The 11,398-nt window shown below is 59.8% G+C and carries 11 protein-coding genes; 9 read left to right on the top strand and 2 right to left on the bottom strand.

The window, feature by feature from the left end; translation table 11 throughout:
* Position 1 precedes the first annotated feature (1 nt).
* A complete protein-coding gene (locus J7E24_RS10500) occupies positions 2-505 on the top strand; it encodes a transposase (protein ID WP_317195643.1) in 504 nt (167 codons plus the stop codon).
* A 15-nt stretch (positions 506-520) separates the two neighbouring features.
* Here J7E24_RS10500 and J7E24_RS10495 read toward each other — a convergent pair whose 3' ends face one another.
* Positions 521-1,363: a hypothetical protein gene (locus J7E24_RS10495; RefSeq protein WP_215137855.1), complete on the bottom strand. Its 843-nt coding sequence runs from the start codon at positions 1,361-1,363 to the stop codon at positions 521-523.
* Positions 1,364-1,532: 169 nt separating this feature from the next.
* Between J7E24_RS10495 and J7E24_RS10490 the strand changes: the two genes are divergently transcribed.
* Both J7E24_RS10490 and J7E24_RS10485 read left to right on the top strand, forming a co-directional pair.
* Positions 1,533-2,504: a YihY/virulence factor BrkB family protein gene (locus tag J7E24_RS10490; RefSeq protein WP_215137853.1), complete on the top strand. Its 972-nt coding sequence runs from the start codon at positions 1,533-1,535 to the stop codon at positions 2,502-2,504.
* A gap of 53 nt (positions 2,505-2,557) precedes the next feature.
* Entirely contained in the window at positions 2,558-3,268 is a 711-nt protein-coding gene (locus tag J7E24_RS10485; RefSeq protein WP_215137851.1) for a hypothetical protein, read from the top strand.
* Positions 3,269-3,418: 150 nt separating this feature from the next.
* Here the strand turns inward: J7E24_RS10485 and rlmN are convergent, their stop codons facing one another.
* Positions 3,419-4,495: a 23S rRNA (adenine(2503)-C(2))-methyltransferase RlmN gene (gene rlmN, locus J7E24_RS10480; protein WP_215137849.1), complete on the bottom strand. Its 1,077-nt coding sequence runs from the start codon at positions 4,493-4,495 to the stop codon at positions 3,419-3,421.
* 124 nt (positions 4,496-4,619) lie between these two features.
* On the opposite strand from rlmN, the gene J7E24_RS10475 reads away from it, so the two are divergent.
* The 6 genes from J7E24_RS10475 to bshC all read left to right on the top strand — a co-directional run bounded on the left by J7E24_RS10475 (position 4,620) and on the right by bshC (position 11,355).
* Positions 4,620-6,377 (top strand): LIC_10190 family membrane protein, encoded by a 1,758-nt coding sequence (locus J7E24_RS10475; RefSeq protein ID WP_215137847.1) that lies wholly within the window; start codon positions 4,620-4,622, stop codon positions 6,375-6,377.
* 180 nt (positions 6,378-6,557) lie between these two features.
* A complete protein-coding gene (gene rpmG, locus J7E24_RS10470) occupies positions 6,558-6,740 on the top strand; it encodes a 50S ribosomal protein L33 (RefSeq protein ID WP_019946888.1) in 183 nt (60 codons plus the stop codon).
* Positions 6,741-6,748: 8 nt separating this feature from the next.
* Positions 6,749-6,910: a DUF4295 domain-containing protein gene (locus J7E24_RS10465; protein WP_215137845.1), complete on the top strand. Its 162-nt coding sequence runs from the start codon at positions 6,749-6,751 to the stop codon at positions 6,908-6,910.
* Between the two features lie 172 nt (positions 6,911-7,082).
* Complete coding sequence (gene ftsY, locus J7E24_RS10460) at positions 7,083-8,060, top strand: signal recognition particle-docking protein FtsY (protein WP_215137843.1); 978 nt, start codon at positions 7,083-7,085, stop codon at positions 8,058-8,060.
* Between the two features lie 230 nt (positions 8,061-8,290).
* Positions 8,291-9,604, top strand: a complete 1,314-nt coding sequence (gene rimO / locus J7E24_RS10455; RefSeq protein WP_215137841.1) for a 30S ribosomal protein S12 methylthiotransferase RimO — start codon at positions 8,291-8,293, stop codon at positions 9,602-9,604.
* A gap of 158 nt (positions 9,605-9,762) precedes the next feature.
* On the top strand, positions 9,763-11,355 hold the full coding sequence (bshC, locus tag J7E24_RS10450; protein ID WP_215137839.1) for a bacillithiol biosynthesis cysteine-adding enzyme BshC: 1,593 nt from the start codon (positions 9,763-9,765) through the stop codon (positions 11,353-11,355).
* Positions 11,356-11,398 lie beyond the last annotated feature (43 nt).

Raw genomic sequence — 11,398 nt, 5'->3', positions numbered from 1 at the left:
CGTGGTCTACGTGGATGAGTGCCGGTTCTCGCGCCAGGCCCCCGTGCCCTACGCCTGGCAGCGGCGCGGCCAGCCGCCGGTGTGCCTGCCAGCCGTGCGCGGACGGGGCGGGCACTCGGTGCTGGGCTTCTGGCAGGCGCATGTGCCAGGCCAGCCCGTGCAAGCCTATCTGCGCGAAGGCAGCCTGACAGCCGACTTGTTTGTGCTGGCTGTCCACGACTTCTGTCAAACGCTCAGCGGTCCTACGGTGCTGGTGCTTGACAACGCCTCCATTCACAAAGCCCACGTGGTGCAGGCCTGCCACAAACAGTGGGCAGCGGCAGGCCTGAGCCTGTTGTTTTTGCCCCCTTACAGTCCCGAACTCAACCACATCGAATTGCTCTGGCACCGCTGCAAGCATTACTGGATAAGGCCACAAGACTATGCCACCGACCAAACACTGCTCCAACGACTTGAAGACGTCTTGACAAACGTCGGCAAACAATACACGATTACTTTTGCATGACTACTTACTTCCGCTTTACAGCTTCTCAACCGGTTTGGGGTTCTGCATGAGGCCGGCGGGTACAGTGGTCGAGGCCGAAACGTGGCCCAGGCCACGGCTGTCTTTCCCGTCGGAGCGGTCGGTAGCCAGCAGGATGGGGCCGTACTGCTGGTAGCCCGTCCAGCGGCGGCGGAAAGCGGGCTGCGCGTCGGTGGCTTTAGGGAAGTAGGCCCACTCTTCCACCAGCTTGGTTTGGGGGTCGATGAGCACTTCATACTTGTTGTCGGGCGTTACGCCCACGTTCTTAAATGTCATGGTAAGCACCTCGGCGGGCTGGCCGCTCATGAGCTGGCCGGGGCCGTTGTAGGTCAGCGTCACGCCCGAATCCTTGAGCTTGAAGGGCATCAGCAGCCACCACGAGTTGTTCACCCAAATTGGGTACATGCGGCTGAGCAGCTTCTCCCCGTCGGGGGTGGTAGAAATGTCGCGGCCGTTGCGGAAGGCCTTGCCCTGTTTGGTTTGCTGGTTGTACACGGCTACCGTGCTGTCCTTCTGCCAGCGGAAGTCGCCCGTCTGTTTGTCCCAGAGCTGGTACGAACCATCGAGGAAGTCCCAGCCCAGCAGGCGGGTTTGCTGCCAGGCCCCGTAGCCGCCCATCTTTTCCATTACCTGGTCGGCCAGGGTTAGGGCGCGGGCGTCGGAGCCGGCCGCATCGAAGCCCTCGGCGGCCGGGTATGTGCCACCGGCTGCCACAGGCAGCGGCGAGCCAGATTTGGCCGTGGTAGTGGCAGCCAACTGGGGCTGGCAGGCCGTTGTAGCCGCGCCCAGGGTTAGCAGCAGCAGAACAGGAATATTGAGCAGAACAGGAATATTGCGCATGATTTTGACTGGTTAATAACCGACGAAGATATCGAAACAGCCCGCACCGACACACCCGGTGCAGTTGGCTGACCGGGCCAGGTAGCTCCCTTTTGACGGCGGTAGCCGAACGCCCGGCCGAATGCTGCCGTATTAGCAAGCTGCATACTCTTTTTGTTTTTCTGTCTACATGGCTTATCACTACCGCTTTTCCGACGTCATTGCCGTATTAAAATCGTCGGCCAGTGCTTTTATGGAAAACAACTCCTTCCGCCACGCGGCGGCGTTGTCTTATTACACCATCTTTTCGCTGCCGCCGCTGCTGCTCATTGTTATTACGGTGGCCAGCGCGGCCTACGGCGGCGAGGCCGTAACCGGCCAGCTTTACGGGCAGCTTCGCGGACTGATCGGGCCGGACTCAGCGGAGTTTCTGCAGAACAGCATTACCGAGTTTACCGTCAAGCAACAGGGGCTGGTATCCACCGTTATCGGGTTGGGCACGCTTATTTTTGCCTCCACCACGTTCTTCGTAACGCTGCAGGAGAGCATCAACGACATTTGGAACTTGAAGGTGAAAACCGAGGGCGTGGGCATCGGGCAGTTTCTGAAGCAGCGCTTCCTGTCGTTTGGCCTGATTCTGAGCGTGGCCCTGTTGCTGCTGGTTTCGTTTGTTATCAGCGCCGTGCTCAGCGTCTTCACCGACCAATTGCGGGAGTGGTTTCCGGCCATTGGCGTGTTTGCCATCAAAATAGTCGATCTGCTGCTTTCCATCGGTATCACCACGCTGCTGTTCGCGCTCATCTACCGCTTTCTACCCGATGCCATCATTCGTTGGCAGGATGTGGGCGTGGGCGCTTTTATCACGGCGCTGCTGTTCGTACTGGGTAAGTTTTTGATTGCCTTCTACATCGCCAAAGCCAGCCCCGGCTCGGCTTTCGGCGCGGCCGGCTCGGCCATCGTGCTGCTCGTCTGGATCAACTATTCCTCGCTGATTGTATTCTTCGGGGCCGAATTCACCCAGGAATTTGCCGACGCCTTCGGCCAGAAAGTACAGCCCAAAGCCCACGCCGTGCGCATCGAAACCCGCGAAATACCGAAGGGCGAAAGCGCCGCCGAAAAAGCCACCGGCCGCCCGCCTGCCGAGGGCAAATGGCAGGGTTAAGCGCGCGGCAACCAGCCGCTGCATAGCCGGGTTTTTGGCGTACTTTCGGCACTATGAAAAATACTATACGCCGAGTTATTGTCCTGTTTGCTTTCGTCGTGGCACCTTTATTCGGCCGCGCCCAGACAACTTCCCCTGCCGCCACCGACAGTCTTACCCAGCAGCGGCTGATTCAGCAGGTAAGCGCCGATATGTGCCGGCGGCTGGAAGTGGAAAACCAGAAAAATCCCCTCACCAAGCTGTCGAAAGCCGAAGCCGAGCAGCTGTTTAGCCGCCTGTTCCTGCAGGCGGCAGCCAGCAACGACGAGCTGGCCACGTTCCTGACCACTATAGGCGAGCAAGGCGCCCGCGAGCAGGGCGAGCAGCTGGGCCGCAAGGTTGGCTTGCTGATGATGCGCGAGTGCCCCGTGGGCCAGCAGCTGTTTATGCGCTTAGGCGGCGAGCAGGTAAACCAGCAGCAAGGAGTGAAACCCGAGGAAACCAAGCTGTTGCAGCCCATTGCTACGGCCATGTGCCGCGACCTCACTCCCCGGGTGGCCGAGCTCCGGAAGCTTCCCCTGGCCAAGCGCATGGAGACCCTCACCGAAGTGCTGAGCAAGAACCTCAAACCACACGCCAAGCAGCTCAGCCAGCTTTACGGAGCCGATATTTTCCTCAACAAAGAAGGCATGGAAAAGCTGGGAGTTAAAATTGCAGCCTTAATGGCCCCACAGTGCCCCGAGGTACTGGTGCTCTTCACTGACCTTGATAAACTTGACCGTTAACAGACCATACATAGCCCAAGCTGCGGAAGGCTTGGGGCTTCGCCCTTACACCGACCTCCACAACTTGAGTTAGCCACCATTAAAACAATCGGGGCCGCTGCATCTGCAGCGGCCCCGATTGTTTTAATGGTGGCTAATCAGCGTGCCCGGCTATGCAGCCGGCTCCTGTGGCTGCTTCACAGCCAGCTGCCCGCAGGCGGCGTCAATGTCTTTACCGCGGCTGCGGCGCAGGTTGGTTTGCACGCCCCGGTCGGCCAGGTACTTGTGAAAAGCCAGCAGCTTGGCCTCGCCGGTGTTGCGGTAGTCGGCGTTTTCGATGGGGTTGTACTCGATCAGGTTCACCTTGCAGGGCAGCCACTTCGAAATCTGGAACAACTCCTCGGCATCCTGCAGCGTGTCGTTGAAGCTCTCGAACACAATGTACTCGTAGGTAACCTTGCGGCCGGTAGCCTGGTGGTAATATTTGAGGGCCTCTTCCAGCGCCGCCAGCGAGTTGGCCTCGTTGATGGGCATGATTTCGTTGCGCTTCGTGTCATTGGGTGCGTGCAGGCTCAGGGCCAGGTTGGCCTTCACGCCATCGTCGGCCAGCTTTTTAATCATCTTGGCAATGCCCGCCGTGCTGATGGTTATGCGGCGCGGGGCCATGTTCAGGCCATCGGGCGCCGTAATGCGCTCAATGCTCTTCACTACGTTGGCGTAATTGAGCAGCGGCTCGCCCATGCCCATGTACACGATGTTGGTGAGCGGCGTGCCGTACTGGGTTTCGCACTGCTCCCGGATCCGCACCACCTGGTCGTAAATCTCCGCGGCATCGAGGTTGCGCTTGCGGTCCATGTAGCCGGTGGCGCAGAACTTACACGTGAGCGAGCAGCCTACCTGCGACGAAATGCAGGCCGTCATGCGCGTATCGTGCGGGATGAGCACGCCTTCCACAATGTTGCCATCAAACAGCCGGAAGGCCGATTTGATAGTACCGTCGTTGCTTACCTGCTGGTTCTGCACCTGCACGCCGTTGATGACGAAGTGGCGGGCCAGCAGCTCGCGGGTGGCCAGGCTGATGTTGTTCATTTCCTCGAACGAGCCGGCGGTGTTTTTCCACAGCCACTCGCTTACCTGCTTGGCGCGAAAGGGTTTCTCCCCGTTCTCCACCATAAACGCCTTCAGCTCGTCGGGGCTGAGTTTACGGATATCACGCTTGGAAATTACGGGCAGGTCTAGCATCATCATAGCGCAAAGATACAACGCCCGAGGCAGTTGGGTTCCTAGACCGGGGCATTTTCGCGGGCATCTTGCAGTCGGAAAGGAAGGCCTACCGGCAGGGCGCTTACTTTAGCAGCCAAACGTATTCCTCATGTTGCTTATTTTGGGAGGCTGGCTACTGCTGGCTTTTGTTACAACCACGCTGGGCTGGTCGGGCTGGCGGGCGCTGGTGGGCAACCGCCCGGCCGTGCCGCCACTGCCACTGGAAGTGTTGAGCCTGGCAGGCGTGGCCCTGCTACTAGTTGGGCTGGCGCCCGTGTCGCTGGTACTGCCATTGGGCAGCTTGGCCGTGCGCGGCACGCTGGCCGTACTGGTGGTAGGGCTGCTGCTGGGGCAGCGGCGGGCACTGGTTGCGGAGCTGTGCCGCTGGTGGTCTATGCCGCGTCCGGTAGCGTGGTGGTTAGGGATGGGCGTGCTGGCCCTGTTGCTGCTGGTGCTGCTGCTATACCAGCAGCTCGGCAGCCGCAACCCCGATGCTCAGCTGTATTACCTGCAGTATCTGCACTGGCTGGAACGCTTTGCCGTGGTGCCGGGCCTGGGTAATCTGCACGGGCGGCTAGCCTTCAACTCGCACTCATTCCTGGGGACGGCCGTATTCGGCATTCCTACGCCTACGGGCACCTACTATCCGCTGCCGCCCTACCTGAATACCTTGCTGGCCATGGCGGCGGCACGGGGAGTAACGAGGGCTTTACAAAACAAGCAGGCCCGCCGTACAGCCTGGGCTGGAGCCGCGCTGCTACTCTTTTGCATATATTTCTATCTGTTTCGAGGTTGGGTGGCCAGCGCCGCACCAGACTGCGTGTTGTTGGTGTTTCTGAGCTTCATTTTTCTGCTATACAGCGGTTTTTTTGGCCCTTATAGTATTCGGAACCGTGCCGGGTGGCCTCGGTTGTTGCTACTGGCGCTACTAAGTGGCGTGGCCGTTACCATCAAGCTTTCGGCGCTACCCGTGCTGCTGCTACCGCTGCACGCGCTATGGGTAGCCAGCCGCGCGCCTAACTTGGCGGGGGTGGCCGAGGAACTCACCGCCCGAAACTGGCTTGGGCTACTAGGGCTTGCACTGGCAATTTTCTTACCATGGCTGGTGCGCAATTTAGTCCTGTCGGGCTATCCAGCATATCCGTTGCCGGGGCTACCAGGCTTGCCGGTTGACTGGCGAATTCCACCTGACTTGGTGTTGGTCGAGCAACGGCTTATCACCAACATGGCCCGCGACCTGCCCCGAGCCAACTGGTATGGCCCCACCGACACGACGTGGCAATGGCTACCGCGCTGGTGGCAGCAGGAGTGGCTCAACTCGCCGGTAACAATGGTCTTACTACTGCTGGCTGCTGTGGCGCCGCTGGCAACTTGGTGGCGGGCCCGACGAACGGCAGCCAGTGCCACCCAGCCGGGCTGGCTGAGTGCTTGGCTGGTAGCGGCTGCGGGGGGAATGTTCTGGTTTACGCTGGCTCCCGACTACCGCTTTGGCATGGGCTTTCTACTGGTGCTGGCCTTCTGGCCCTGGCTGACGCTGCCGCTGCCTCGCTGGTTGGGCGGACTGGCTTTGGTACTGACCGTAGCCGCGCTGCTGCATCTATTGCGCGACCCGATCTACGGCCTGCGCCATCCTAGGCCGGGAGCAGTAGTGGCTTTGGTATGGCCCAATCTGCCTCCATTGCCACCCACTCGCCCTGTACGCCTGCCCGGTGGGCAGCTGGTACGTATTGCTAAAGAAAAAATGGGGGCTTGCGGTGAAACCCCACTACCATGCACCCACGCCCTTGTACCAGGGCTAGAGTTTCGGGGTAAGTCGCTGGCTGATGGGTTTAGGGTGGCGCATCCGCCAGTAACACAACAGAGGTAATACAACCGCCGCGTAGGTGGCTGGAACAGCGGGGTATTCTGCTGTTTCACAGGCCCGAAGCCGGCATTTGTCATTTCAGCCCAGTATCTAAAACGCTAAGCACCCAATTATCAATAAAGTATTTGTCAATGCCGATTTCCCTTGTACCTTTGCAGTCCTTAATCCAAAAACCCCGTCGAGATGGCTAAGAAAGGCAACCGGGTGCAGGTAATCCTTGAATGCACTGAGCATAAGAACTCGGGGCAGCCGGGCACCTCGCGCTACATCACCACCAAGAACCGTAAGAACACGCCCGAGCGCATCGAGTTGAAGAAATTCAACAATGTGCTGCGTAAGATGACCGTTCACAAGGAAATTAAGTAACCTGCGTCATGGCAAAGAAAGTAGTAGCAACCCTGAAGACCGCTACCGGCAAAGACTGGGCGAAAGTAATTCGTGCCGTCAAGTCGGAGAAAACCGGTGCCTATACTTTCCGCGAGGAAATGGTACCCGTTGATAAAGTACAGGAGTACATCAGCTCCGGCGTTAAGTAGCCAGTTGCCCTTTGCGGCGGCCTGATACGAAGTGAAGAAGTCCCGCCAGCGTGGGACTTTTTTGCATACAGCAGTTTTGAGAATCCAGAACGTCATTCTTCGCTCTGCTCAGAATGACGTTCTTTGCTAACTCAGTTCTCCCCGACCCCACAAACCCAGACCCCAGAACCCTATGGGCCTCTTCGACTTTTTCAAGAAGGACAAGGAAAACAAGGAGCAGCAGCAGGCCCTCGATGAAGGCCTACAGAAAACGAAAACCAGTTTTTTCGATCAGCTCAGTAAGGCCGTTGCCGGCCGCAACACCGTCGATGAGGCCGTACTCGACGACCTCGAAACCATGCTCGTGCACGCCGATGTGGGCATTGATACGACGGTGAAGGTGATTGAGCGCATCGAGAAGCGCGTGGCCCGCGACAAGTACGTGAGCACCACCGACCTCGACCGGATTCTGCGTGAGGAAATTGTGGCCCTGCTCGATGCTAACAGCAGCGCCACCGGCTCGCGCGCCATTCTGGATCGGCCCGACAGTCCCGGATCGCCCTTCGTGATTATGGTGGTGGGCGTGAACGGGGTGGGCAAAACCACCACCATCGGCAAGCTGGCCCACCGCTTCCACTCGGCAGGCAAAAAGGTGGTGCTGGGCGCCGCCGATACGTTCCGGGCAGCCGCTGTGGATCAGCTCATCATCTGGGGCGAGCGGGTGGGCGTGCCCGTTATTTCGCACGGCATGAACACCGACCCGGCCGCCGTAGCCTTCGATGCGGTGCAGAAAGGCGTGGAAATGGGAGCTGACGTGGTCATTATCGACACGGCGGGCCGCCTGCACAACAAGGTGAACCTGATGAACGAGCTGAGCAAAATCAAGCGCGTGATGCAGAAGGTGATTCCCGACGCGCCCCACGAGGTGCTGCTGGTGCTCGACGGCAGCACCGGCCAGAACGCCTACCTGCAGGCCCAGGAGTTCACTAAGGCCACCGACGTGTCGGCGCTGGCCATCACCAAGCTCGACGGCACGGCTAAGGGCGGCGTAGTTATCGGCATTTCGGCCCAGCTCCAGGTGCCGGTGCGCTACATCGGCGTAGGCGAGAAAATGACCGATTTGCAGCTTTTTGACCGGACCACGTTCGTCAATTCGCTGTTCAAGAAGTAGGGGCGGCTAATAAAAACGTCATCCCGAGCGGAGCGAGGAATCTCGNNCGAGATTCCTCGCTCCGCTCGGAATGACTGTTTCTATAGCCTAAACGCCACAAAGAAACCTTCCGGGTAGGAAAAGGCGTTGCCGGGTGCGTACCTTTGCGGTCCGAAATTTCGCTGCGGGCCGTAGCGGGCAAGTTTCTCATTCAGAAATAATTGCCCGGCCGCCCGCCTACCCATCTCAGCATGAAAGTAAGAAGCCAGCAGGCCAATAAAGTCAACGTCATCACCCTCGGCTGCTCCAAAAACGTGGTCGATTCGGAGGTGCTCATGGGCCAGCTCCGGGCCAACCAGTTCGAGGTAACGCACGAGGCCGAGCAGAGCGACGCTAACATCGTCATTATCAACACCTGCGGCTTTATTGATAACGCCAAGCAGGAAAGCATCGACACGATTCTGCGCTACGCCGACGAGAAGGAGGCCGGCCGGCTGGAGAAACTCTACGTAACGGGCTGCCTCTCCCAGCGCTACAAGGACGATCTGGAGCGCGAAATTCCGCAGGTCGATGCCTATTTCGGCACCCTGGAGCTGCCCCAGCTGATGAAGAAGCTGGAGGCCAACTACCAGCACGAGCTGGTGGGCGAGCGGCTGCTGACCACGCCCGCGCACTACGCCTATTTCAAGATTGCCGAGGGCTGCAACCGGCCCTGCTCGTTCTGCGCCATCCCGCTCATGCGCGGCAAGCACACCGACCGGCCGATTGAGGACCTAGTACGCGAGGCCAAGCGTCTGGCCTCCATGGGCACCAAGGAGCTGATTCTCATTGCCCAGGACCTGACCTACTACGGCCTGGAGCACTACGGCACCCGTAAGCTGGCCGACCTCGTGCGCCACCTTTCTGACGTAGAGGGCATCGACTGGATTCGGATGCAGTACGCCTACCCCTCGCAGTTCCCGCTCGATGTGCTCGACGTGATGAACGAGCGCGAGAACGTGTGCAAATACCTCGATATGCCGCTGCAGCATATTTCGGATAACATGCTCAAAACCATGCGCCGCGGCATCAGCCAGCGCCGCACCCGCGAGCTGGTCGACACCATCCGCCAGCGCGTGCCCGACATTGCCCTGCGCACGACCCTCATTGCCGGCCACCCCGGTGAAACCCAGCAGGATTTCGAGGATTTGTACCGCTTCGTGGAAGACACCCGCTTCGACCGGCTGGGCATTTTCACCTACTCGCACGAGGACAACACGCACTCCTACACGCTCGAAGACAACGTACCCGCCGAAGTAAAGCAGGACCGCGCCGACCAGATTATGGAGCTGCAGCAGGGCATTTCGATGGAGCTCAACGAACAGAAAATCGGCCAGACCTACAAGGTGCTCTTCGACCGCAAGGAAAGCGGCTACTTCGTGGGCCGCACCCAGTACGACTCGCCCGAAGTGGACAACGAAGTGCTGGTGCCCGCCACCAACGACACGTTCGTGCGCCTCGGCGACTTCGCCCAGGTGGAAATCACGGAAGCCTCCGACTTCGATTTGTACGGCCGGCTGGTTTAATCCTGAGCTATTAGCTGTTAGCGGCTGGCTGTTAGCTTTCCTGGGGCTGAATTCCCGGAAGCTAACAGCTAGCCGCTAACAGCTAATAGCTTTCAGCCCAAAATAGCCCGTTACTTTGTGGCGTCTGGCCGGTTATAGCCGGATTACCCCATCCGCCCATGACCGTCACTACGCTCCCCTACGCCGAAACCGGCGCATTTTCCGCTTTACTCGTTGATTATCTGGCGCAGAAAGAAGCCCTGCAGCCTTTCTATCACCGTTTTCCGACGCTCGATGCGTTTGCCGAGCAGATAAAAGAAAAGCAGGCCGCCTATTCGCCGGAAGCCCGGCAGCGGCTGGTAGCGGCGCTGCAGCAGCAGTACGCCCACCTGCCCGAAGCCCCGGCGGCCGTGCAGGCCAACCTGAAGCTGCTGGCCCAGGACACCACGTTTACCGTGACCACCGGCCACCAGCTCAACCTGTTTACCGGGCCGCTGTACTTTATTTATAAGATTGTGTCGGCCATCAAGCTGGCCCGGCAGCTCAAGGAGGCGTACCCGCAGTACGATTTCGTGCCGGTGTACTGGCTGGCTACCGAGGACCACGACTTCGCCGAAATCAACCATTTCAGCCTGTTTGGCAAGAAGTACGAGTGGAACGCGGCCGCCACCGGCCAGCCCGTGGGCCGCATGGCGCTGGACGGCTTACAAGAGCAGGTGCTCGACCAGTTGCCGGCCGATGTGCCGGCGCTGTTCCGCGAGGCCTACGCGCAGTCGAAGACGCTGGCCGAGGCCACCCACCGGCTGGCGCTAGGCCTGTTTGGCGAATACGGGCTGGTGAGCCTCGATGCCGATGTGCCGACGCTGAAGCAGGCGCTGGCCCCGGTGCTGGCGCGCGAGCTGCGCGACCAGGCCTCCTACCAGACCGTGCAGGCCGCCGACGCCCACCTGGAAGCCGCCGGCTACAAGCCCCAGGTGTACGCCCGGCCCTTCAACCTGTTCTTTATCACCGAAGAAGGCCAGCGCGAGCGGCTGGAATACGACCAGGCCACCGACTCGGTGACGCTGACCGTGGATGGCGCGGCCAGGGTGCTGGGCCGCCCGGAGCTGCTGGCCCTGGCCGAAGCGCATCCCGAGCAGTTCAGCCCCAACGTGGTACTGCGGCCACTGTACCAGGAGCTGCTGCTGCCCAACCTGTGCTACATCGGGGGCGGGGCCGAAGTGGCGTACTGGTTCCAGCTGAATGGCGTGTTCGAGGAAAACGGCGTGCCGTTCCCCATCGTGCTGTTGCGCAACTCCGCCCAGTTCATCAGCAAAGCCAACGCCAGCAAGCTGCGCAAGCTGGGGCTGAATAATACCGCCATTTTTGAGAAGCTGCCGGAGCTAAAAAAGCAACTGGCCGCGCATCTGGGCCAGGAAGAAGTGGACTTGCACGCGCAGCAGCAGCAGCTGGCCGCCGCCTTCGAGCAGGTGGCCGAGCTGGCCCAGCGCCTCGACCCTTCGCTGGTAAAAGCCGTAGCTGCCGAGCAGCAGAAAGCCAGCGGCATTTTAAGCAACCTCGAAAAGCGTCTCAGCAAAGCCGCCGAAGCCAAGCACGAAACCGCCTACCAGCAGCTCGATGGCCTGCTGGGCAAGCTGCTGCCCGGCGGCGGCTTGCAGGAGCGCTCCGACAACGTGCTCAACATCCTCATCAACAACCCCGACTTCATTCAGCAGCTGCTCGACGCCTTCGACCCGCTGGCGCTGGAATTCACGCTGCTGGAAGAAGTATAAGGCAACCGTCGGATGGGTTTTGGGTATCCGGGGAGAGTACACC

This window comes from Hymenobacter sp. ISL-91, assembly GCF_018613725.1.
Classification (GTDB): Bacteria; Bacteroidota; Bacteroidia; order Cytophagales; family Hymenobacteraceae; genus Hymenobacter.
Note: the sequence above shows the minus strand (reverse complement) of the source record. Positions and strands in the feature narration are given on the sequence as shown.

What these genes read in the sequence shown, in the direction of transcription:
- J7E24_RS10495 (WP_215137855.1), bottom strand. Translation starts at nt 1,363, where the DNA reads ATGCGCAATATTCCTGTTCTGCTCAATATTCCTGTTCTGCTGCTGCTA.
- J7E24_RS10490 (WP_215137853.1), top strand. Translation starts at nt 1,533, where the DNA reads ATGGCTTATCACTACCGCTTTTCCGACGTCATTGCCGTATTAAAATCG.
- J7E24_RS10485 (WP_215137851.1), top strand. Translation starts at nt 2,558, where the DNA reads ATGAAAAATACTATACGCCGAGTTATTGTCCTGTTTGCTTTCGTCGTG.
- rlmN (WP_215137849.1), bottom strand. Translation starts at nt 4,495, where the DNA reads ATGATGATGCTAGACCTGCCCGTAATTTCCAAGCGTGATATCCGTAAA.
- J7E24_RS10475 (WP_215137847.1), top strand. Translation starts at nt 4,620, where the DNA reads ATGTTGCTTATTTTGGGAGGCTGGCTACTGCTGGCTTTTGTTACAACC.
- rpmG (WP_019946888.1), top strand. Translation starts at nt 6,558, where the DNA reads ATGGCTAAGAAAGGCAACCGGGTGCAGGTAATCCTTGAATGCACTGAG.
- J7E24_RS10465 (WP_215137845.1), top strand. Translation starts at nt 6,749, where the DNA reads ATGGCAAAGAAAGTAGTAGCAACCCTGAAGACCGCTACCGGCAAAGAC.
- ftsY (WP_215137843.1), top strand. Translation starts at nt 7,083, where the DNA reads ATGGGCCTCTTCGACTTTTTCAAGAAGGACAAGGAAAACAAGGAGCAG.
- rimO (WP_215137841.1), top strand. Translation starts at nt 8,291, where the DNA reads ATGAAAGTAAGAAGCCAGCAGGCCAATAAAGTCAACGTCATCACCCTC.
- bshC (WP_215137839.1), top strand. Translation starts at nt 9,763, where the DNA reads ATGACCGTCACTACGCTCCCCTACGCCGAAACCGGCGCATTTTCCGCT.